This window comes from Candidatus Neomarinimicrobiota bacterium (genome assembly GCA_018647265.1).
Taxonomy (GTDB): Bacteria; Fidelibacterota; Marinisomatia; order Marinisomatales; family TCS55; genus TCS55.
Map to the genome: position 1 here is coordinate 1 of JABGTK010000128.1, position 22,775 is coordinate 22,775.

A 22,775-nucleotide genomic window follows, 5' to 3' on the forward strand; every position below is an offset into this window, starting at 1 on the left:
AAAGTGTGGCTCTCGGACAAAGCCAATAACACTTACGGTGGAGTTTACTCTTGGGCTAGCAAGGAAGCTTGTGAAGCCTACCGCAGTGGTGAACTGTACGCCGGCGCCTTGGCAAATAATCCAAATTTTGTGAATTTATCCGATAAAGGATTTTCAGTTTTGGATGGACCAAGCAAAGTCACCCATATGAAATAAACCGTTAAAACGGTTTCGTCTTTCTATCATTTTATAACCCCCGGCTTAAGCCGGGGGTTATAAGTCAACGTCCACTATAACTACTTTAGTGGTTTTTTATAATTTACGTAGAGACGAGGCTTGTTTACCCGCCGGAATAAGGCGGGCATCGTCTCTACAGTATCATTTTATTCCCGTTACAACCAACGTACCGGCCCAACCTTCTTTCTCGCCCTCACGCCAAGATTGAACATCATGAAATCCTGCTTGATTAAATCCATCCACCCATTCTGATTCAGATAATCGTGTCATAATAGAAATGCCACAATCAATATTCCAAGATTCACTCACTGTATTTTCAGTATAATAGTCAACGCCCATAATGAGCCGTCCGCCCGGATTGAGCCAATTATCTCTAGCATGTTTAATCAATCCAATCGGGTCTTCAACATAATAGAACACTTCTATTGAGTGGACAAGGTCCACTTTTTCTTCAGGAATCCAGTCTATTAAATCATTGCAATGGTAGTGATTTTTGGAATCAATGGATCTGGCTTTTTCAATCATGGATTGGGAGCCATCCACACCGATGGCGCTTTGGCAAAGTGAATGTTGGGCCATCATTCGCACCACCCAGCCATTTCCGCAGCCTGCATCAATAAAGGCAAATGAATCAGTTTGATTTTTTAAGGCAAAATCGAGCATGGCCTGTACGGAATTGGCATGCCCTTTTGCCATGTTTTCATCTCGGCCATCATTGGCCCAGTCTGTGAATACATCAATGGGTGATTTCATTATATTGCAAATGTAGAGACGCGATTAATCGCGTCTCTACATTATTATAATTCTGCTAGAATATCTTGAGCATGTGTTTTGACCGATACTTTAGGATAGACATGTGAAATATTTCCCGATTCGTCAATCACGTATGTATTTCGAAAAATCCCTTCATATTCCCGGCCCATGAATTTCTTTAATCCCCAAACACCGTAAGCTTTCAGGACATCTTTGCCTTCATCGCCTAACATTGGATATTCGAATTCTTGTTTATCGCAGAATTTTTTCTGCTTCTTCGGTGCATCGGCACTCATACCAACAACCACTGCATTTTTATCTTCAAATTTTTGGAGTTCATCCCGGAACCCCTTGCCTTCAATCGTTCAACCGGGTGTGCTGGCTTTTGGAAAAAACCATAGCACGACTTTCTTCCCGGCATAATCACTTAAGGATACATCATTCCCATCTTGATCGGGAAGTGTAAAACTCGGTGCTTTTGTTCCTACTTCTAACATTTTTTCTCCTTTAACTCTATAAATCTACTTTTGACCACTTCATTCGTTCGTCATTATTGATTACCATATCATAAACAGTTTGAATGCCTTCTTTCTGGCCATTCCACACCAACATATTTAATGCATGGGAAATATCCACCCATTTGAAATCAATATGTTCTTCAGACAGGATAACCTTATCAGAATCTACCTCAATACCAAAAACGGGCACAAGGTTGATCCTGTCCCCATGCACTTCATAAAAACGGCTTACATGATCGGCCACAAACATATTCTTTGGTGATAACCCCGTCTCTTCTTTGAGTTCACGGATGGCGGTTTCGGTTGCCGTTTCGCCATCTTCAATTTTCCCTGCTACGCCCTGCCAAAGATGTTCATATATCTTATTCAAATTTCTTTTCATCAATAAAAATTTCATTCCATCATCTGTTTGGCGATACACATAACAATCCACCACTCTGACTTTTATGTTCGACATTTTATTTCAACAAAATCATCTTTTGAGTGAGAACTGTTGAACCCGATTCCAGCCGTGCAAAATAAACACCTGCCGGCATGGATTGACCCTTGTCATTTTTACCATGCCATACCACTTTGTTTGAATTGGGAATACCGTTTATCAAATTCACCACAATACGGCCATTGATATCAAATATTTGTAATGACACATTGCTATGGGCCACACCATTATTTGTAACAATAAATTCAATTGTTGTTGACGGATTAAATGGGTTGGGGTAATTGGTGAGCAACTCAAAACGCTCGGGCAATTCGTCTCCTGTGGCGGTAACAGGATCATTAAAATCTTTACTATTTCGCGGCATCAATTTGTATTGGCCATAAGAATAATGGAGCACGCCAGTAATGCTCACAAAATGGATGCCATATTCTGGCCGGGACCAGTCTCCGTCAAACATATAGCCATCAATCATGGCTGATCCAGTCCAATCTGAAACAATCCACTGGCCATCTTCATTGGCACTTTGAGTCACTTCCACATTGACCAGCCGCACCAGCATACCTTCATATTTTTCCACCCAAACTCGGCATTCCCCCGATAGAGAACTGGCCGTCACCAAGGTCGGCTCCACATTGTTATTACTGGACAAGATATCGGTGGAAACCAAATTCTTCATTTCGGTCATACCGAAATATTCCGAAATATCGCCCTTTAGCTTTACTTCATCTCCAACTTTCGGCGGGACGTATCCTTTATTTATATAAATAAACATTCCCGCCCAATCATCTTTTTGGGGATCCTGGAAAAAGAAATTGGGATACTCATTATCAGGGCGAACTGCCGTCACAACACCAGTTACTTCCACATTTTGTCCCTCAAATTCAGACGGAAAGCAATCTTCACCTATCCCTTGATTCTCAGTATATTGAATATCATAAGGAGTATATCCACCCACAACAGGAATGACGACATTCACAAAATCTACGCCACTTTCGCCATCATTATCCGTCACTGTTAGTTTAAATGTGAATGTCGTTGTACGGTTCACTTCAGGAAGTACGGCTATGGGTTTAACCCTTTGGTCATTTATCAATGTTGCCGTCGGTCCCGAAGTTTGGGCCCATGAATAGGCAACTATAGTTCCGTTGGGATCATAACTCTGGGATCCATCCAACGCGACGGAATCTCCATTCGCCGCCACCACATCACCGCCGGCGTGGGCTATTGGACTGGTAGAAGCCTTGGTGGTATATGCAATTTTGGCAATAACAGGATAATGATCGGAAGCACGATAAATGGCATCGGCAATACTATCGGGGACGGCGCTATTGCTCCCATCCATAATGAATGTATTGAAATGATTGCCGTCATTACCAATTACTTTGTAAGACTCCTCTACATATTTCAAGTCTGGATCTTTGGCAGTAAAATGATCTGAAAATAGAATGAAATCAAAACGGTCATCTAACCCGCCTGTAGCTCCCCCATCACCCAAATGGTCGCTTCGGGTGGATTGGGTATATTTTTCTACATGAGATCCTTCATTTCGCACCCATGATCCTACGGGGTCTTCCAAATCCACTGTCATACTATCGGTCAGAAGTAAGTAGGCCGGTTCATCGGTGCCATAGAGGTTGAAATCGCCCGACATGATATAGTGATAATTGCTATCTTTTTGGGCCACGTATTTATACAATTCTTTCGCTTCTTCCCAGCGTTGATTCGCTTCACTATTGCCATCACTGGCCTTGAGGTGCGCCCCAAATACTGTAAAAGGCGCCACGTTGGAATGGGCATTTTTCAGAGATATTGTATAGCCGGATATATCCCGCAAAACTGTTGAAATAAATACATCTTCCGATATATCAATTTTAGATTTCCGGTAAATGATACCACTTTTCATCCAGGATGAACTGGGCAATTTCCCCGCGGCAAAAACAGTACTATCCACATTAAAAGCTGTATTCAAGAGCATATCCAATCCATCTTGATGCTCAATTTCCTGAAGTATAACTAAGTCGGGCTGAACGTAATCAACCACTTTTTTGATATAATTTGCTCGAGTAGAAGTACTGCCCGTCATTCGAAGCACATTATAGTTCATCACTGTTAGTGTATCCTGAGTTTGGACACTTGATAAAAGCATTATTAATAAAAAAATGCGTTTCATTTAAAAGTCAATACTCGTTGATATTTTCCCCACCTCCAATTTGCGGTGATTTTTGAGAACCGGTTCGCGATAATGTTTTAACGATTCATTTTCATCATCGGTAAGCAATTCCATTTGATTGAGAAACGCCATTACAGCAGATCCAAGTGCACGAAGATTTCCATCCAAAACTTTTACCACAATTCCCAAAACGCTCCCATCCTCTTTTCGAATACCAAATCCACGAATCGCTTCACCGCCCACTTTACATACTGCTCTCCCTTTCATGGCGGTGATAAAGTCAGTATCAAAGGTTTCGCGCCCACCAATCAAATAGGGATGTTTGGACATAGCATTATATAATCGATCCAATTCAGGGTAATTCCCCGATGCCAATTTTTGAAACATTCCCGCAATGATAGATAAAGTCAAAAATGGTGTTGGTGCGCTACAGCCATCAATAGCAGTGGAAAGTTTTTCCAAATTCGCATACCCCATAATTTGATCCAAAATCGCCTTTTGAACCGGATGGTTTTTATTGATATAATCTGTAGGGTCCACCCCCAAATGCTTGGATAAAGCAAGCATGCCGGCGTGTTTCCCGCTACAATTATTATGAAGTGGAATAGGTTTTTCACCAGAACGAATAACATTATGATTTGACTCAATATCATAAGGCAAATGACTTCCGCAGCAATAGTCATCTGTTGTAAATCCCAACTTATTCAGCATAGATTGAGCCGTTTTCACATGGATATCTTCACCATTATGAGAGGCGCACATGAGGGCAATTTCATCTTCCGAAAAACCTGCTGCATCCACAGCGCCTGATTTTACTGCTGCAGACGCTTGGAACGGTTTACAGGTTGATCGAATGCATGTTAAATAATGGGGATCCCCCGAGGCATAAACCACCACACCTTTTTCATCCACTGCAACCCCATAGGCCACATGAATACTTTCAATAAATTCCCCTCGTATAACTTTTGATAAAATTGGCATATTCTCTCTAATTTACGATTTGTGATGCAAATTCAAACTGAAATCCCGCTTCTATTAATACAGGGATTTCTCTTTTCAAAACTTCTAATGTATTTGGCTTAGCATGGCCGATGCCTAAAGCAGTTCCTTGTTTTTTGGCTAACTTTACCAACTTATCTAACTGTGCTGATATTTGTTTCACATCCGAATCATTATCCAAGAAAATATGGCGACGCGCTGTAGGAACACCTAATGATTGCATAGTTTTTTCGCCCACTGTTGTTGAGGATGTACGGCTATCTACAAAATATTTTCCATGTCTTTTTAGAACGGACCCAACCACACTCATTACCTTACCGTCTGTGGTTGCCTTTGAACCCTGGTGATTGTTCATTCCCACAGCTTCAGGGATATCTTTCAGCACCTCTCCCATACGCCACTCAATCTCTTCGGCTGTCATACCCGTTTTAATTTTGTATTCCTCTTCGCCTCGATTCTTTACATTTGATTCCATAGGCATATGGATAATGACTTCCTGCCCTGCAACAATGGCCTTTTGTGCGAATTTTCTACTCTGTTCATGTCCCGGAATAATGGCACATGTAATTGCTACGCCCAATTCCAAAAAGCCATCGGACACAGTATCGTTGCGATAACCAAAATCATCAATAACGAGAACAATTACTCCCGCAAGTTTTTTTGGTTCAGTTTTATTTTCGGATTCCAAAATTTGCACTTCTGTAATTTCTTCAATTTGCTTGGGGCCCCTCGTAACCAAATCCAATTTCCGCAATGCTAAATAATTTGTCAGAAGTAAAAACAAAACGGCTAAACTCAAAAAGCCGATTATTTTTTTATATAAATCAGGATTCATACTCATGGCAGGCGAATCGATATATCAATCATTTGAGGCATACCCAAGTGCTGATCGCCCCATTGAAATCCATAAGTGACTGCATAAATTCCAAATTGAATCCCCACACCACCAGAAATTGTTTTCACACCATTGGATGTCATAGCTGTCATGCCAAAAAGTAAATTTTTATATGATCCAGTCCCGCCGGTAAAAAGGATGGGGTCATTAACCAAACTATTGGATTCCACTGCACCATAAACAGAATAATTTGATTTTTCATAAGTTATCGAACTGATAATACGTCGCGGCAAACGGGGAGACTCCGAAATCATTCTTCCCATTTTACCCAAATTAAGGGCGGAAATATTGAGGCGAATTTTATCCCGAATTTTCCAACCAAATCCCAGGTCAAAGGCAGCACCTTTAGACTTATCCTGGTACAGTTGCATTTGAACCAATTGAATTCCCACCCCCAATTGAAAAGGGCCGGTTGACCAACTATAAATTCCCCGTGTTGACGTACCATAAGCGGCATAATGCCCCAAAGGTTTTGAAGTTGGTTTGTTGGGGCGCAGTTCAATATCGTTCAAACCTACATAGCGAATATCCAGACCGACACTTCCCTTCTTCACCTGCCCCTTCCAACGAAATCCAAATGATTGCACACCGGCAAGCCAATTGCCATAAGCCAAACCCAGCTCAGGTACTTTATTCATTTGGTTTAAGTTAGCAGGATTCCGCCAAGGTGAATTAAACAATATTAAATCCATTGCAGAAGGTGGTATGGACAAGAATTGGGTTCCCACCGCCCCCGATTGGGATATTAAAAGTGAAAAGAAAAGTGTTTTAAAAAGTAAACGCATAAGTAAATATGTGGGCTGCACCGGCGGGGTTTTCAAACACAAATGCATAATCCAGTTTACCATCATTATCTTTCAGCAAGGACCAGTCCATTCCCACACCAACAGACATTCGTCCATTCCCCAATCCGGCCCGAAAGAAATAATGATCTAGATAAGGGTATTCACCGCCGATTCGTAATGTATATCCCAACATATCTTTACCATTCATGACTACACCCGCATCACCGGTAATATAAAATTTTCTATAATTAAAGGTGGTTCCCGCACGATACAAGGTAGGAAATTGTTCCACGTATTCTTTGCCTCGCTCGAAGATTTTATCCGTTTTCCAATGGTAACGTGAGTTCAGATCCTGAACCATGAAAGCCAAGTTGGCGCCTTTTTCTGTATGGATGAATACGCCAAAATCCATTCCCATTCCTTTACCTGCAAGGTCCATGGTATTCATAGGTAATTGGTGTTTTAAAATTTTGATATTTAAACCAGCAGAAAACCATGGCAAAATGCGCTGGGCAAATGAAATCATAAAGGCATCTTCAGAAGTGGATAAATATTGTGTATGTTCTCCGGACCCTGTTCGCCCGTCAATTTTGTCAGTCCCCGCACTAACCCATGCAACCCCAAGGCTGGCAGTTGGGGGTAATTGAACAGATATATTTGCAGCCATAAATCTTCGTGAAAGCGGTAAGAAATGGTGACTAAAGCCTAGTTGGCGTTTTTTGCCAAACACCATAGAAGCGGGGTTATGGTAAGCGGCAAACCCAGCATCAATCTCAGCCGTGAAGCCACTGCCCATAGCCATGGCCCGAGCCGAAGAACCCATGCGCAAAAATCCTCCTGCATAGCCCCCTTGTTCACTACCACTCAAAAGTGAGACAAATATGATTCCAGAAATGATGATTTGTTTTATTCGTAACATCATTTTATCACGATCAGTTTGAGCCATTTAATTTTTTGATCATATTCAAGACGAATAAAATAGGTACCGTTATCCACCAAGCGGCCATTCTTGTCTTTTCCATTCCATTTCATCGCTCCAGTTGTGGCTCGTCGTCGGTCAAATTCCTTGCTGTAAATCGGTTCCATTCCAAAATTGTAAATATCCATCTTAACCACGAAAGATATTTTTACATCTGCTTTAATATGGACGTAACCAGAACCACCAACACGGTTATGTTCATAGGGTGAAAATGGGTTTGGATACGCATAGGCTGTTCCCGAATCATAGTCGGTGCGATACACTCGCCAGTTTGTACCATGGGGATCCATGGCTCGGGCAAGGCCATCCCATGAACCGACCCAAACAGTGGCGGATGATGAATAAAAAGGCCGTGTATCATATGCTACGCCTATAACTTCATCACTCAAAATCTCATCCATACTATACATGCCCGTAGAGCCAATTGCTATGGCTTGCTGAGGTGGATCATATTTGGCCCACGGTTTAGCCACATCCAAAGGATTATCAATCACCGTTTTCCACAAACCAGATTTGCTGGCAACCAAAACAATTGAATCTGCAGTGGTAATATTATATACCCTTTCTTTATTCAAAGTTGTATACCATGTGTCACCACCATCAACGGAATAACTGACTGCGCTGGTTTCACCGGCACCTGCAGTGACGGTGGCAGCCCAAACTATCTGGTATCCTTTATATTCTTGCAATGCCATCCCAACCACGAATCCACCTGAGAGACCATCAGCAGATGGCGTATAATGGGACCAGTTGACACAACCATTGGCACCGAGGATTCCTCTGTTGATTCCGTTAGCCGTACCCACCCAAACAGTATCACCATGTGCAATTACAGAAAATGCTTTATGATTATGATTTCCATAAGTATTGGGGTTAGCACTTTTTGTGGATGTTCCATCCCAAGGGTCCCGAGGGTTTAAGAAAAAATCTTTTAAAACATAACCACTTTGAGTGTTTTCATAATTGGATGATTCGCAAGTGTTCAATACTTGGTCTCCATCTTCGGGGAGAGGAACACGTTCCCAAACTTTTTGAGAAATGTTGTAGCGTCGCAGTCCACCGGCCCAACTGGTAATCCAAATATAATTGCCTGAGATAGCTGCATCATAAGTTACATTTGCTTCTTTTACAGTAATGGGCAATCCTTTGAAAAATCGTTTAGCAAATGGCGCCAATGAATCTGCATCCGAATCCACCGGTTGTTCGAAGTAAGTCCAATTGATAGAATTTCCCGTGGCATCGGTGGAATAAATAAGGCCATTCCCGATAGTAATATTTTCACCGCTTTTGGCAAAGGCAGCAAAAACTGTCTTTTTATCAACTGCCAGAGCCGTGACACCACCCACAGGAGTCGCGTTTGTCAATTGACCCGCGGCCGCATTTGCTTTGGCGGTAATAGTAAAGATGGAAGTGGTATCCCTTAACACTGCCAAACCTGCTCCCGTGCCCAACCAAAGGAGTGTATCCTCCTGTTGAACAATATCACTAATCATATTACTTTTGAGACCTTTATAGGCGGCGGTGTCAAATTCAGCAACGGACATTTTAAATGCACCAGGTAAAAGTCCCTGAGCCGCCGCCATTTGAATGAAAAGTAAACAGATTGTCAGGCGTCTCATTTCACCACCAAAATTTTCTTTACCGATTCACTATAAGCATTAGAAAGGTCCTGTACTTCAAATGTCCAATGGTATGTACCGGTGGTGGCATTTTCCGTGAGCGAAACAGTCATGGTATAAGTGCCATCACCTTTTTGAAGATCACCAGTACCATCCGTCCCGGAACCATCATCATAAAGTAAAATGGGATTTCCCCCAAACATCATTGAATCGAGGTCCACATGGTAAGAGCGAAAGAATACGCGTTTAATATCATCCAATCCATTGGGGTCCGACACAGATGCAGTTACAGAAAATTTTACTGTATTGACTATATTTGGATCAGGATTTGACCCAGGGCGATCAACAGTATCAGGAACAAATACACTACCAAGTTTTGGTCGAATATTCCCCAAGATGAAATCGGCCTTCTTCGTATGTTTCTTTCCGCTATACAGCCCCATGATAGAAAAGAAAATGGAATCTTTGGCAGAAGATGGGAGTGTATTTTTCAATCCTGAATCATTTACAAATTTTCTGCTGTGAACCTGGTCCTTAGAAAGTATATCACCAATTGTACCATCATCAACTAATTTTAACGTATCGGCTGTATTGGAAGCACTGGTTCCCCGCCAAAGAACCATGACAGAATCGATGGAACCGCCTTGATAACCGTTCTTTGCTTTAGCAGAAATAAACAGTTTATTGGATGCCTGTAAAAAAACAAAATCAATTTCGGAAATGGGAAAAGGATCTTCTGGTTTGGTGACTGACTCGCAACTCCAAATCAATAGAATTGCTAAGGAAAGGAAAAGATGTAATTTTATTTTAATTAATATCATTTCTGATCAAAAATATGGTGAACCATTAAGGTGCCCACCTGCCATAAACTTTGTGGAGAGCAATTTTCAACAATATCATTATGTGTATGGTGATAATTTATTTTTTCATTGGGATAATCAAAATCGATAATATCCACTGCCGGTATTCCCGCAATTTCGTAAAGGGGTACATGATCATCAAAGATTGAATGATAAGCCAGTTTTTTAAATCCGCTCAATTCCAATTCTTCCGCCTTTTCCCACAATTCCAAAACAAGTCCTGGATTTTGCTGATATGAAATTCGTTCGATATACAACTCCAGATTGGCATCGCCTACCATATCCAAGTTAATCGCATGGGCCGGCAAGGGGATCGGGAGGTTTCGCGCAAAATATTGTGAACCCTTACAATAGGACCATGAATCACCGCTGGTGCCATAATCTTCTGCATCAAACAATACAAGATTTACACCCACCGGTGGTGGACTATCTTTTAACACTTTTGCCAATTCTAATAGTACAGCCACACCACTGGCGCCGTCATTGGCCCCTAGTATAGGCCTACTTTTTTCCATAATACTTTCGCCCCGATCCCCCCAAGGACGGGTATCCCAATGGGCAGAAATCATAATCTGGTTATTGGATTCTGGATTAAATCGGGCGATAACATTATTCATCCCAACTTTCTGTCCCGTTTTGGGCATTGTTTCTGTATAGGCTTGGGTAAATACAGTATCAGCCAAAGGTGTGAATATATCGAGGAAATATTTTAGTGCTTTTTTATGGCCTTCTGAACCGGGATTGCGTGGACCAAAATCACATTGTGCTACCAAATGATTAAAGGCTCTATCGCCATTGAAGTCTGGTACTTTGGTCTGACAACTACCTAAAGTTGCACAGAACAAAATGATCATATTTGTGAATTTTCGCATCATCCTCGGATTGCCAAGTTTACATCAAAACCAAAGTCCCTGTCGATCTTCTTCCCAGTATGTTTCGAATCATTTTCTCGATATTCCCAAATCATACTTCCACTGACCGATTGAGAGAAAGAATATGTTAGCCGTATTCCCGTTTTCCAACTGGAGGTGAAGGCCGTTTCTGCAAACTTCGTCGCCTCCTGTGCTTTTTGCAAGGTACGGTTTTTATTCATGTCAAAATTGAATGTGAAGTTAACCTGATTATTGACCTTATAATTATCAAAAAATGGGAAAGGAATCGTAAAGCCGCCACGGTGAGTATAGTTCGCTGAAATCAGGTAAGATTGATCATGAAATATCTTCTCACCACCGTTGGCGGATTCTTCCCGAGAAAGTGTTCGGTTATGACGCATAGTTACTGCTATACCTTTTTTCAGAGCAATCGTAGCACCGATAAGGGGGGCAAAATTCATATTAACACGGGAGGTTCTTTCATTATCCTTGTAACTGGTAACAAAATCGTCAATACCGAAGAAAGGCATGGATGGGCCACTAAACTGATCAAACTGCCAGGCCCGCGTTTCTTTTCCATTGGTGGCATGATCTAGACTCAACGTACGAACAAAACGGCCAATAAATTTATTTCGTTCCAATCCTGTCATTCGGATCGACCATCCAATAAATGGAAATCCTTCTTCAAGATGTTTTCCATAGGATAAATAATCCCGGGACATGGATCGCTGTTCCAGTCCGGAACCACGGCGATTACTAGATACATTCTGGGCATAGTTAAAAGAGATGGACATGGCCCGTGTAAGGTTCAATCCTGATCGGACAGAAAAGTCTCGCTTATGATCCCAGTTTCCCGTGTTCGTTCCCACTTGGGTTGAATTCTCCAAACCATGGTCGCGCGTGTATCCAATCCTATATCTTAAGGGAACTTCCCCAATGACTCCCATTCCTGTTTTGTTCACATTTTCTGTATAGGATAAATTTATGGGGTTCACTTTTCTTGCCCAGCCGTGAACTTTTTTCATTACCTTACTGTCAGATGATTTTTTCTTTTGGGGCTCTTTCTCTTCATTTTGGCCAGCCTGGTCCAGTTCCACTCTGCCACCACCAATATCATCTTCTGATTCTTCTCCCCTAATACCAGATTTTCGCGACCTAGATCTTGTTGGCGTAGGCGTTCTACGCCTTTGAGGTGTTCGGCCTTTTGCGCCAGATGGTTTATAAACCAACTCTACAAGTTTAACTGGTGAAAGGCTGATTCCTGATGAAAAGCGAAGTTGGTTACCTATATTCGCCCCATCCACACTACTATCCCGAGCTTTATTCCAACGATAATTGGCCGAATAATTAAAAGTTGGTTTGAGCCAATCCATAAGAATCGGACTAAAAGAAGAATTAAAACTTTCAGTTATATCGGTCACCACACCAGCGTCACGGTTTTTGACAGCGTTTGCCATAAAACCACGATGGTCATTTAAATTACTTTTAATGGCGCGACTATATTTAGACTTCACTGATTCAGTCATTTTATAATCCAGTGAATAAGACTGATTCAAACCAAAATTATAACTGTCCGGCGATTTGTTTCCTCGGCGGGGTGTTTTTTGAGTCAATTTTTCATTAAAGTTGAGGGATGCATTAACATTTTCAGGAGTGAAATAAAAATGTGTTTTACCTAGTTTTTCTCCAATCCAAGGGACGGATGAAATCCATTTGAAAGGCATGACATAATTATTTCGACCAAATGGCAAAGAATAATTCAACTGGCCCACATAGGTTTCGTTCAATACTTCTTTTTGAATTTCATTGGACATAGTCCGACGGCTTGCTGAAAAGCGCGTATTCAAACGGTCAATCGTATATTTCATAATTTTATTATCAGATTTGGACGACTTAGAAGCAGCAATAGTGAAGGACATTGAATTTGACTTTGCCAAGATTGAATCAGGTTCGCTACCTTCGGTAACCAATACATCCTGTCCGGGAAAATATTTTGGACGACTGACTGAATTGGCAAAAGTTGTGGATATTGGAATTTTCATCCCCCAAGTCGAAGGTAAAAACTTGTCTACGTTGAGACTGGAATTGATGTTAAAACTTTCACTGGATTTATTTGAACCCAACCGCCGTTGAAGTGTATGGAAATCTGCATCCTGCCGTTTATAGGCAAATGATGTATTCATAATATCTGCCAAGTTAAATCGACTTTGAACCCGCAGGGAAACACCCTTATCCTTATTCACACCACTTAAGCGTAATTCATCCAGCCACACTTCGCCACTGATGGGTGTTTCTATCAGGTTATGCACCCCTACCACAAAATATTGGATGCGATTTAGAGCGGGCTGACCTTTGATACGAATGACCTTTCCAGTTTCCACCCCAAGTTCATCTGTAAAACGATATTCTTTATAATCGGTGGAATCCATAAAAATATCCGTTTCTCTATATTTTTTTACTGACGATGAATCCTGTAGTTTAAGGCGCGTGAGCCATTCCAAATCTAATTGAACTGCATTTCTATTTTTCCCTTCGTCCCAACCATCATAAACGGGTTGAACCAATTCATAATAATTTTCACCAAACCCAAAACGCATAAACATATCCACGTCAGATTTTTCATTACTGATCCATTGGCCGGAACCATAAACATACATTTTCATTTCATCATAAGAGAGGTAACTCTGGGCTTTTTCACCAGAAAGTGACAGAAGTGTTTTCATAGCAGCGCCACTAGCACGACCGGGTAATTTATTAAATTTTAAAACCAAGGACTGCTCTTTTGATCGAATTTGATTAATCCGGTCATATTCTCCCAAAACTCCCTGGGGTGGTCGATAATCCGCATTATCATCCGTATTGATAACCGAAACGGCAAAAACTGAATCGGCATTTTCTTTACTATATTTTTCGGTACTATCAGGAGCAACGCCCAACTCCTGCCATTCGTTACCCACCAATTCTACTTTTGCCACTTCAACCAAGGACATTTTTTCAACGCCACTCAAAGTCAGACGTAAATGGTGAATATTATTCCATTCCCTTTGTTGAGTTGGATTACTTTGATCAAATTCTGCCAAGGGAACTCGAAATAACCGCCAGCCTGTAGGTTCACCATTCCGCTCTGTTTCTCCAGCGAAATAAGTTGTATCCAATAAAGAAAATGATTTGGTAAAATAATTATTTGTTCGGTCTAAAAACCCGGTACGATCCAAATCTTCTGTATCGGGATATCGTCCCGCATCCAAGGCATTTTCTTCTGTTCCATTAATCTTTGAATAATCATTACTCCCTTCGGAATATTCCCACTTATCGCCATTGGGATCTTCTGGGTCAACATCACTGAATGTGTTTATCAAAACCTTTTCACTAGAAGCAACATAATCGGCATAAGAAGGACCTTCCGGATCTAGGCATGATCCCCATCCATTTTCAAAGGCATCTATACATCCATCTAAACCAATATCTTCTTTATCTTCTAAGATGCCATCACCGATCAAACCACCCACGGGAATATCTTCAGTATTGAGTAATCCATTGCCATCCATATCTTCACTAATCTGACCCAGATCAACCGTAATAGCGCCTTCTTCACCTCTTAACCAAATTTCAAAAAACTTCGTTTGTGTCTGGTCATAATCTCCGGAATAAAAGGGTGTAATAATTCCACCCCAAATTGAATCTTTTAGCACATCGGCTTGGTGTTCCCGCGGATCAAATCTAAGTACCATAATATCGGTCGTTTCATTTTGGGCTTGGATAGATGTGGACAAGTTGGGCCATATATCTTTAGTACGAACCTGAACAAAGGGGTTGAACCAATTCATTCTTCCCCTATTCCGTTGTGCGAAAGGTTTCCCCGTCCTTAAATCTAAAGGCGCCGATGATTCCTTCCAAAATCGCCTTAAAATAGGAATAGAAGTGGTTCGTTTTGATCCCTCAAAATCATCAATAAAAGCCACACCATTGGGGTCTCCTGTAGCGCCATTATTTATGGGATTTGGATTAGGCAGTATCTGGGCGAATTCTCCTTCAAATGAAAAAGCCGATTGTTTTTCTGTTTCAATCATAGGCAAACGATCCAAAGTACGCGTCAACCCTGGGAGTTCCTGCTGGTAGCGTCCATTCAAACCCCAAATAAAATTGCGCATAGGTTCATAACCTACTTCTACTTTTTCATTCATAACCGATTGATTGTAATAAAGCGCCGTACCACCAATAAATGAATTTTTCCCAAAATCCATTTGGGAGCGGACACCTAAAATTGTCTTTTTATCGAAAGTGACCAACTGGTGCCTGTCGTAATTAACCTTTATTTCTGCATTGGGATCCACATCATCAGAAAGAACAATCATACCACTGAAGTAATCCACTTGATAATCCACACCTTTTTTAAGGGGCACCCCACCTTTGTATACCTGTTCACTACCCTCCACAATCATGAACCCGAGGTTGATCGTGGCACTCTGGTTGGCATAATCTACTTCTATAGTAAATCGACTGTCCCGTGCCCAATCATTACGCAATGTTGTAAAATACATTTTACCTTCCCCAAGGGATCCTTTCAAGGCAGCAGACTTATTACCATCGGGAAATGTGTCGGCTGCAAAAGGATGGAAAACTGGAAGAAATAATTCACCTTCTGCTAAACTGATAATATTGGGATTAGCTAAATCTACTTTTTGGTCTGAAGTACGAACGCCGCTTTCGTTAAGACTGTCTAACCCAAATTGGGTTATATAAGGATTCCCTTGTGGATCCAAATGACTGGGAACAGGCAGTCGGTCATTTATAATCCTCAGTTCAAATCCCTCCCTGTTAATATTGTTGGTTCCCAAATAATAAACATTCTTGAACATGAGAGGCCAAACGGGATGACTGGGGTTCAAATCCCTCGGTTTAAGCATTTTCATCATTAATTGTTCTGAATCAATAGAAATCCCTTTACCGATTGTTTTAATTGTATCACCCGTGGCACGGTCAGCAATGATAAATGTACAGCCCAATACTTCATCGCTGGCTTTTTGCCTTAATCGGATAAAACCAAGATCTTCACTTAAAATATAATCTTGCCCTTGTTCCAAACGTTTAAAATTCCCTGTTTGGTCATGACTTTCATTTGGATTTTCAAGGTCTGCAAAAGCTGTCCCGGGATTGGTTTCTGAATTGGTGGTTTGATCTAGCTGATATAATTCAAAATTTCGAACCACAACATTACCAATTTGGTGAAGTCCCTCTTTTAATGGATAAAAAGGTGGCACCATAACTGAAGCAGCGCCAACCTGGGTTCTCGTCCCATTGCGAAACCATTCATGGATAAAGAAATACTTATTTTTAACATAATAATAATCCTGAATCTTAACTGTTTGTGCTTCGCTCTTGCCTTTATATTCTAGGGATTTTTTCTCAGTATTCACCACTGACGCGATGGCAGTAATATTCATAGGACCCAATTTCGAAACTGTTTTTATACCAAAAAGTCCCTGGTGATTGGCCGATCCCATTAAGGATTGAGAACCGGGCAAATTTAATGACACATTTCCCGCATCAACAGTTTGGACAATATCATCTTCTTCCCCTTTATAGGAAATACGAATATTGTTCTCCCAGTCAAAATCCCGTTCTGAATCATGATCTACATTAACGGAAACTCGGTCACCGATCTTCCCTTCGACGCTGATTCGCTGCGTTTGGTCAAACTCTAAATGAGTATTCTGTGTTTCACTCAGTTTAGAACGAATCAATTCCTGATCTTGAAAAACAAGATTTCCCTTAATGGTTACATTCCCGCGGGCCGTTAGAGATACGCGGCCGATATTGCCCATATCCACACCGATAACTTCAATCCCTTTGCCGCGACGATCCTGAAGAATTTGGGATTGGCTACCCCTTGCCTTACTCGTATCCCGGATCGCTTTTTCAAATGCAACTTCACGATTCAATTTAATTTGTTTTTCAAAATACCAATCCATGGGCGCAACAAAAGGCATGGTATAAGAATTGCCATGCAATTTTCCATCGAAAGAAATGGTGGACCAATCTTTAGAAATTTCAATCGATTTGACGATAAAAAAGGGCAGTTTGATCAATCCACGGGAAGAATAATTGAGTGAATCATAAGGCATGATTAAAGATGGTTGGTCCGTCTTATATGGGTTATAGAGGTAGGGCGTGGATGGGTGCCAGCGATTGGGGAGATTTTGGACGTACGAATCCCCTTGGCCGTAGGATGGGAAAATTACGGTCATCCATAAGAGTAAGCTGACGATTTGGATCCTTTTCAACAAGGAGTCCACCTCCATTTTTTTTAGTTAACAAGGCCCCTTCGGGCACAATGATACCGCTTGTGCGGTGAGATTAATCCGTTAACGTTGAGGCTATAGTGTCAGCTCCTTATGTTTGACGCGTGAATGATTGAATCCTTTTTTCGAGGATTTCAGAGAAGTTACGTAAAGCTTTCCCACGATGGGAAATACTATTCTTTTCAGTCTTTTCAAGTTCAGCAAAGGTCTTTTTCAAGGGTGGATAGTAAAAAATAGGGTCATATCCAAATCCTCCATCGCCCTGTTTATGGTCCAGAATAAGCCCTTCAGCTACTCCTTCTGTCCATTCTTTTTCTTCTTTCGTCACAAAGGCAATTACAGTTCGGAATCGGGCCGTTCGCTCCACCATGGGTAAGCCATCCAATTCCGACAACATCTTCCGGCAATTGTCCTCAAAAGTGGCATCTTCACCCGCATATCGGGATGAATGAACACCCGGGGCACCGTTTAGTGCATCCACCTCAAGGCCGGTATCGTCGGCTAAAGCAGGCAATCCCGTTAAACGATGGACCGTCTCAGCCTTGATAAAAGCATTTTCTTTTAGTGATTCTCCCGGTTCAGGAATATCCCCAATTTCTGGGAAGGAATCCAACGTAAGTAATGTAACAGGAAGGTGGGCCAAGATTTGGGCCATTTCTTCCATTTTACCTCTGTTATGTGTGGCGAGAACAATCTGCAAAAATAACCCTTGAAAAAACGTCCGGAAAATTACCGGTTTTTCAGAAGAGACCCAACGGGAATTCTAAGTTAATAATTTATTGGCACTCCCCATCTGTCAATGAAGTAACACCGGCATTTAGGGCCACGCAGGCATTGCCATAGGTCTTATCATCGCAACCACAAACAGGATCATAATTTAGGGGACATGGGTCGCCACTAATTTTACTTTCATCAATACAACTATCATTCTTCTTTTTGTCTTCGCAAGACAAAAGGGAAATCAAAATGACAATGAGTGAGAATCGACGCATGAAATTTTATTTACACTCTCCAGTGGTCCATGTTTCCAGCCCTGCATTTTCGGCTACACATGGGTTTGAATAGGTTTTATCATCACAGCCACAAACAGGATCCCAAATCCGGGTGCAGGGATCATTCTTGATCTTACTTTCATCAATGCAGGCTTCCTCTCGTGTTTCTTCACAGCCGATTAAAAACAATGCGATTAATGAAAATTTAAAAATTCGACCCATTAATTATTTGGCGTTGTCAAATCGTGCCAATGGCCATGTTCTGGGGACCATTCTTTTCCTTCTGGCACCGGGCCATCGGGCCTTGGAATATTTGCCGGTGATTGTAAATTTGGATTTGTTGGGGCTGGCGATGGGGTTGCGCCAAGGTCATGCCAATGACCATGTTCGGTGGACCATACCTTTCCTTCGGGAACTGGACCCTCAGGCTGGGACACATTCAAGTTTCTCTGAACGCCGGCGGGCATGGGTGGTACGGGCGGAAGGTTTGTCGCAATATCATGGTAATGGCCGTGTTCTTCGGACCATACTTTCCCCGGTGGCGCGGAGCCCATGGCACCACCTTTACCGGCTGAATAAATATCTCTGAAGAACCATAACGCTAAAAGTACAATGGCGCCAATTATGGCCATTTTTTTCCACGCATTTTCTGAACTTCCACTACCGTGACAATCTTTGAATTTTTTATCGCTACCGCAGTGGCAGAGATCGTTTCTTCCTGTTTTCATTTTTGATTTCCTTTATGGAGATTAGCCAACTGCACATACTTTGCAGCCCATTTTACATTTTGGTCATAAGTTTTTGGATTCAAGGTTTTTACTATTTTCCCCGGGACACCCACCACCAGAGAATATTTCGGAATAATCATATTTTCTTTCACCACGGCGCCGGCGCCAATAACAGCACCTTTACCCACAACAGCGCCATTCATAATGATGGCGCCCATTCCAATCAAAGCGCCCGCCTCAATAGTGCATCCGTGAATGATGGCATTGTGTCCCACAGTCACGTCATCGCCCACAATTACACCCTGATCATTCTCCAAATGAATCACACTGTTATCCTGGATATTGGAGCGCTCACCAATGACAATCTGGTTAATGTCCCCACGGCAAACGGTATTGTACCAGATGGAACTGTTTGCTTTCAGAATGACATTACCAATAATTCGTGCCCCCTCCGCCACAAAAGCAGATTCATGAATTTCAGGGTCCTTTAGGGTAACATTGTCTCGTAAATCTGTTTTATCCATAATCAAATACTAATCCTCTTATATCGATATCGCAAAAAGAAAGTCTGACAAAGTCCTGAAATTACAAATACATTTATTGTCCAATAGATTCCGGGAACTGTAGAATACTGGGACCCCAACCATAAGCCTGTAAGGGCCAAACTCACATAAACTATGACCGCTTCACTGATACCTCGCGTACGGTGATTGTGAACCAATAAGCCACCATACCATGATTGATACACTTGATATCCTGGCATAAGGATAGCAAACATAATAGTAACTGATGAAAGATGGGTTAATTCTGCCGATAAGCCAGAAATATCCCTGAACCAAATTTTTCCCAAAGGAGTGAATGCAACTACCGCCATAACACTCATTGTAGCTAAGGCCAGGATTCGGGCGAAGCGCCGCAATTGATCCATACCACCCGGCTTACCCGCCAATGAAACAACTACTTCATTAAAAGCGAATCCCACGCCGCGCGTTAAAAATATCAATCCGTAAACTACCGGCCAGGCCGCGAGGGATAAAAGAGGATTCGGCATACGGCTCATGCCCGCTGCACCAGCAGGGTGAATGAGAAGTGCAAGTAAAGGTGTCATTGCTAAAGGTAAATAAAAACTGATGAATGATTTGCGAGTGATAGGGTTCCCATCACTGGATTTTGGAATGGTGTTACGCAATATATTTTGGACTGCATTGTGGGCATAAAGTGCTTCCATTGTGACAGAAATAGCCACCGCCGCTGACCCTACAATAACGCCAGAAAGTTCTGTGAATTGTTTCCCAATAGTTAAAATGGTCAACAATGATGTAAGGCGGATGGCGGTACCCATTGCCACTGCACGAGAATTACCATACTTGATCATAACGCCCTGATTGAGTCGGCGCCAAGCAATCATTACAGTCCACGGTGTCATAATCTGCAAACCAATTCGACCAGGTTCGTGAAGTTCTGCTGGAACCTGGAGTAATTCACTGGCAACCCAATTAAAAATTGGGGTGAACGCCACCAACACATGAATCAGGGAAAGTACGCCAGACATGATCCACATATATTTGAATAGTTTATTATAGGCATTTTTATCAGATGCCAATGCTGTGCTGGCGGCCAATAACATTATGATCGGCCCTTCGATAGCCAATGAAATAGGATAAACCAGAGATCCCCATGCCGCTAGATTAATCTCGGGGAGAGCCATCCTTGCTACAAAAGCAGAAAGGGTTGGTGTTTCCGTTCCCATGAGAAACCAACTCCCCGCCAGTGGTAGCCAGAGGCGATAGACCTGTTTTAAGGTGATATTTTCTTTTGGATTCAAAATGAAATTAATGAATTCGGATTCAGGAGAGAATTTGAGCCAACGCTTCACCAAATACAGTAACAGTTCGATCAATATTATTAAGTTTATCCAGTCCGAATAAGCCAAGACGAAATGTGGAAAATCCTTCCGGTTCATTACACATCAGTGGCACACCGGCGGCAATCTGAATGCCCCGTTCAAGAAACTGACTTCCATTCTGAATACCCGGATTATTGGTATAACTCACCACCACTCCCCGGGGACGATTGCAATCGCATGAGCATTATAAACTTTTTTGAGTGTGGATGAAATATCCCCTATTGCCTTCTGGAATGATTGGGACATATGATTCACAGCCCTATCTGTATAAACGACGGACTATTCCAATAAACCGTTAGGGTCAGTTTTGGGAAAATGGAAGACATTGACTTATTCCTCATTGAAATGAATATTTTTTAAGTATAAACGGTAATTGTGAAAATCACCGGCAGAAATTAATGCTGATAATGAATCAGGATTTAGAATAATTGTAGACCTATGGGCGAGGTATGCCAATTTTCCAAATGCCCTTTTCTGAGAATGCTTCTATCGTTTGCCGCTTAGCTTTATTAATCAAATTGGAATGAGAAATATTATTCCGCTTTGCAAAAGTATTTAGGGTAACTATTTCCAATTCTTCCAAATAGGCCAATCGCTTATGATAACTATTGGTAATTGCTTTACCAATGATTTCTTCCATGATTGCACTTTTTCTATTTTCATCATACTCGCGAAAAGCATCGTAATAGTCTGAACGATCTATGAATTTAATATTGATCGGCACATACCCTTCCCGAATAAGTAAATAATTATTCAATACTCTTCCAATTCTGCCATTACCATCTACAAATGGATGGATATATTCAAATTCCAGATGAAAGGCAGCAATCCGTTTAATAATATTTTTTGTTGGCGAAGAATCATATGTAATAAACATATCTTCAAGTTTTTCCACAATATGCTTTGGATCGCAGGCAATATGGTTAGCCACTCTAACCCATTCATTCTCCTGCCTGAATCGACCCGCAATTTCGTCCTGAATATTAGATATGAGCATTTTATGCAAGAACAGGATCATGTTCAGTGTTAATTCTTTTTGTTTCGCTTCCTGGTTGATATAGGCCACAACCAGCGCCAGGTTTTTGGCTTCAAACAATTCCCGCTCACTAATAAATCGATCCAAGTCTATTCGGAGAAGTATCTTTTCAGTTTCATCTAAACTCAGTGTACTGTTTTCAATCGCATTAGAGTTATAGACCTGTTCCGACACCTCGGATTCACCAATCAGTGTAAGTAAAGATTCTTTTTTTCGTGCCGATTGATGGAAGCGTTCTCTTAATAAATCAATCTTATTATAGATATTTAGTACGTTTGCCATAGTTTAATTTACTATATTTTCACGATTATAACTACAATATCGTGAAAGGTATTTATTTATTTCATTATTTTAACGTTTATTAAATCTATTATCGTGAAAATTGTCCATATTATAGCATGTTTTCACGATTATAAAATGCATTTATTGGGAATTATAAAAAACATAGGTCCACAGGGACAAAAATCCATGTGAACCTAATTGTGTATATGTCTTATCCTATGCAAAGGACAACATATAAAGAGGACTAAAACCGAGAGCCAGGAAAAGGCTCAGAAAGATTAAATCCAACTTGAGTGATTGTGTTGTGTATTTCATTTTTAACTCCATTTGTTATTGGTTAATTACAACTATAGACACAAAAAGATTCAAATGGTTGTCAGGACTAAGCCATATTTAACAAAATGCTATCTTTAGGCTGTAGACA

At 41.3% G+C, this 22,775-nt stretch carries 20 protein-coding genes and 1 pseudogene; 1 reads left to right on the forward strand and 20 read right to left on the reverse strand.

Annotated features, from left to right (window positions below):
* Positions 1-195: hypothetical protein (locus HN459_07625; protein ID MBT3479314.1), on the forward strand; the 195-nt coding region annotated here is incomplete at its 5' end.
* A 162-nt stretch (positions 196-357) separates the two neighbouring features.
* Here the strand turns inward: HN459_07625 and HN459_07630 are convergent.
* From HN459_07630 to HN459_07725, 20 genes and pseudogenes are all read right to left on the reverse strand, one after another.
* Positions 358-969 (reverse strand): class I SAM-dependent methyltransferase, encoded by a 612-nt coding sequence (locus tag HN459_07630; protein MBT3479315.1) that lies wholly within the window; start codon positions 967-969, stop codon positions 358-360.
* Between the two features lie 44 nt (positions 970-1,013).
* Positions 1,014-1,466 carry a thioredoxin-dependent thiol peroxidase gene (gene bcp, locus HN459_07635; GenBank protein MBT3479316.1) on the reverse strand — a complete coding sequence of 151 codons (453 nt, stop codon included), beginning with the start codon at positions 1,464-1,466 and terminating at the stop codon, positions 1,014-1,016.
* A gap of 16 nt (positions 1,467-1,482) precedes the next feature.
* Positions 1,483-1,944, reverse strand: a complete 462-nt coding sequence (locus HN459_07640) for an NUDIX domain-containing protein (GenBank protein MBT3479317.1) — start codon at positions 1,942-1,944, stop codon at positions 1,483-1,485.
* 1 nt (position 1,945) lies between these two features.
* The gene (locus HN459_07645; GenBank protein MBT3479318.1) at positions 1,946-4,096 is read right to left on the reverse strand and encodes a T9SS type A sorting domain-containing protein; all 2,151 of its coding nucleotides are present in this window, start codon (positions 4,094-4,096) and stop codon (positions 1,946-1,948) included.
* Positions 4,097-5,077 carry an asparaginase gene (locus HN459_07650; protein ID MBT3479319.1) on the reverse strand — a complete coding sequence of 327 codons (981 nt, stop codon included), beginning with the start codon at positions 5,075-5,077 and terminating at the stop codon, positions 4,097-4,099.
* Positions 5,078-5,084: 7 nt separating this feature from the next.
* The gene (locus HN459_07655) at positions 5,085-5,936 is read right to left on the reverse strand and encodes a divergent polysaccharide deacetylase family protein (GenBank protein ID MBT3479320.1); all 852 of its coding nucleotides are present in this window, start codon (positions 5,934-5,936) and stop codon (positions 5,085-5,087) included.
* The gene (locus HN459_07660) at positions 5,933-6,775 is read right to left on the reverse strand and encodes a hypothetical protein (protein MBT3479321.1); all 843 of its coding nucleotides are present in this window, start codon (positions 6,773-6,775) and stop codon (positions 5,933-5,935) included. The genes HN459_07655 and HN459_07660 overlap by 4 nt, the downstream gene beginning before the upstream one ends.
* A complete protein-coding gene (locus HN459_07665; protein MBT3479322.1) occupies positions 6,759-7,697 on the reverse strand; it encodes a hypothetical protein in 939 nt (312 codons plus the stop codon). Before HN459_07665 ends, HN459_07660 begins: the two co-directional genes overlap by 17 nt.
* On the reverse strand, positions 7,694-9,373 hold the full coding sequence (locus tag HN459_07670; GenBank protein ID MBT3479323.1) for a hypothetical protein: 1,680 nt from the start codon (positions 9,371-9,373) through the stop codon (positions 7,694-7,696). The genes HN459_07665 and HN459_07670 overlap by 4 nt, the downstream gene beginning before the upstream one ends.
* Positions 9,370-10,194: a hypothetical protein gene (locus HN459_07675; protein MBT3479324.1), complete on the reverse strand. Its 825-nt coding sequence runs from the start codon at positions 10,192-10,194 to the stop codon at positions 9,370-9,372. Before HN459_07675 ends, HN459_07670 begins: the two co-directional genes overlap by 4 nt.
* Positions 10,191-11,087 (reverse strand): M28 family peptidase, encoded by an 897-nt coding sequence (locus HN459_07680; GenBank protein ID MBT3479325.1) that lies wholly within the window; start codon positions 11,085-11,087, stop codon positions 10,191-10,193. The genes HN459_07675 and HN459_07680 overlap by 4 nt, the downstream gene beginning before the upstream one ends.
* A gap of 17 nt (positions 11,088-11,104) precedes the next feature.
* Positions 11,105-17,389 carry a cell surface protein SprA gene (sprA, locus tag HN459_07685; protein MBT3479326.1) on the reverse strand — a complete coding sequence of 2,095 codons (6,285 nt, stop codon included), beginning with the start codon at positions 17,387-17,389 and terminating at the stop codon, positions 11,105-11,107.
* A gap of 109 nt (positions 17,390-17,498) precedes the next feature.
* Positions 17,499-18,107 (reverse strand): XTP/dITP diphosphatase, encoded by a 609-nt coding sequence (locus tag HN459_07690; GenBank protein ID MBT3479327.1) that lies wholly within the window; start codon positions 18,105-18,107, stop codon positions 17,499-17,501.
* A 76-nt stretch (positions 18,108-18,183) separates the two neighbouring features.
* Positions 18,184-18,399 carry a Kazal-type serine protease inhibitor family protein gene (locus tag HN459_07695; GenBank protein ID MBT3479328.1) on the reverse strand — a complete coding sequence of 72 codons (216 nt, stop codon included), beginning with the start codon at positions 18,397-18,399 and terminating at the stop codon, positions 18,184-18,186.
* 6 nt (positions 18,400-18,405) lie between these two features.
* Positions 18,406-18,621, reverse strand: coding sequence for a Kazal-type serine protease inhibitor family protein (locus HN459_07700; GenBank protein MBT3479329.1), 216 nt, complete (start codon positions 18,619-18,621; stop codon positions 18,406-18,408).
* A complete protein-coding gene (locus tag HN459_07705) occupies positions 18,621-19,127 on the reverse strand; it encodes an SEC-C domain-containing protein (GenBank protein ID MBT3479330.1) in 507 nt (168 codons plus the stop codon). Before HN459_07705 ends, HN459_07700 begins: the two co-directional genes overlap by 1 nt.
* Positions 19,124-19,651, reverse strand: coding sequence for a gamma carbonic anhydrase family protein (locus tag HN459_07710; GenBank protein ID MBT3479331.1), 528 nt, complete (start codon positions 19,649-19,651; stop codon positions 19,124-19,126). The genes HN459_07705 and HN459_07710 overlap by 4 nt, the downstream gene beginning before the upstream one ends.
* Before the next feature lie 2 nt (positions 19,652-19,653).
* Positions 19,654-20,952, reverse strand: coding sequence for a hypothetical protein (locus HN459_07715; protein MBT3479332.1), 1,299 nt, complete (start codon positions 20,950-20,952; stop codon positions 19,654-19,656).
* A gap of 22 nt (positions 20,953-20,974) precedes the next feature.
* Positions 20,975-21,196: pseudogene (locus HN459_07720) on the reverse strand (alanine--glyoxylate aminotransferase family protein).
* A gap of 273 nt (positions 21,197-21,469) precedes the next feature.
* Positions 21,470-22,351: a Fic family protein gene (locus HN459_07725; protein ID MBT3479333.1), complete on the reverse strand. Its 882-nt coding sequence runs from the start codon at positions 22,349-22,351 to the stop codon at positions 21,470-21,472.
* Positions 22,352-22,775 lie beyond the last annotated feature (424 nt).

Bases quoted from the DNA above. Each gene is read 5' to 3' on its own strand.
- HN459_07705 (MBT3479330.1), bottom strand. From the start codon at position 19,127: ATGAAAACAGGAAGAAACGATCTCTGCCACTGCGGTAGCGATAAAAAA.
- HN459_07670 (MBT3479323.1), bottom strand. From the start codon at position 9,373: ATGAGACGCCTGACAATCTGTTTACTTTTCATTCAAATGGCGGCGGCT.
- HN459_07655 (MBT3479320.1), bottom strand. From the start codon at position 5,936: ATGAGTATGAATCCTGATTTATATAAAAAAATAATCGGCTTTTTGAGT.
- HN459_07650 (MBT3479319.1), bottom strand. From the start codon at position 5,077: ATGCCAATTTTATCAAAAGTTATACGAGGGGAATTTATTGAAAGTATT.
- HN459_07645 (MBT3479318.1), bottom strand. From the start codon at position 4,096: ATGAAACGCATTTTTTTATTAATAATGCTTTTATCAAGTGTCCAAACT.
- HN459_07725 (MBT3479333.1), bottom strand. From the start codon at position 22,351: ATGGCAAACGTACTAAATATCTATAATAAGATTGATTTATTAAGAGAA.
- HN459_07710 (MBT3479331.1), bottom strand. From the start codon at position 19,651: ATGGATAAAACAGATTTACGAGACAATGTTACCCTAAAGGACCCTGAA.
- HN459_07700 (MBT3479329.1), bottom strand. From the start codon at position 18,621: ATGGGTCGAATTTTTAAATTTTCATTAATCGCATTGTTTTTAATCGGC.
- HN459_07680 (MBT3479325.1), bottom strand. From the start codon at position 11,087: ATGATCATTTTGTTCTGTGCAACTTTAGGTAGTTGTCAGACCAAAGTA.
- HN459_07695 (MBT3479328.1), bottom strand. From the start codon at position 18,399: ATGCGTCGATTCTCACTCATTGTCATTTTGATTTCCCTTTTGTCTTGC.
- HN459_07675 (MBT3479324.1), bottom strand. From the start codon at position 10,194: ATGATATTAATTAAAATAAAATTACATCTTTTCCTTTCCTTAGCAATT.
- HN459_07660 (MBT3479321.1), bottom strand. From the start codon at position 6,775: ATGCGTTTACTTTTTAAAACACTTTTCTTTTCACTTTTAATATCCCAA.
- HN459_07640 (MBT3479317.1), bottom strand. From the start codon at position 1,944: ATGTCGAACATAAAAGTCAGAGTGGTGGATTGTTATGTGTATCGCCAA.
- HN459_07630 (MBT3479315.1), bottom strand. From the start codon at position 969: ATGAAATCACCCATTGATGTATTCACAGACTGGGCCAATGATGGCCGA.
- HN459_07665 (MBT3479322.1), bottom strand. From the start codon at position 7,697: ATGATGTTACGAATAAAACAAATCATCATTTCTGGAATCATATTTGTC.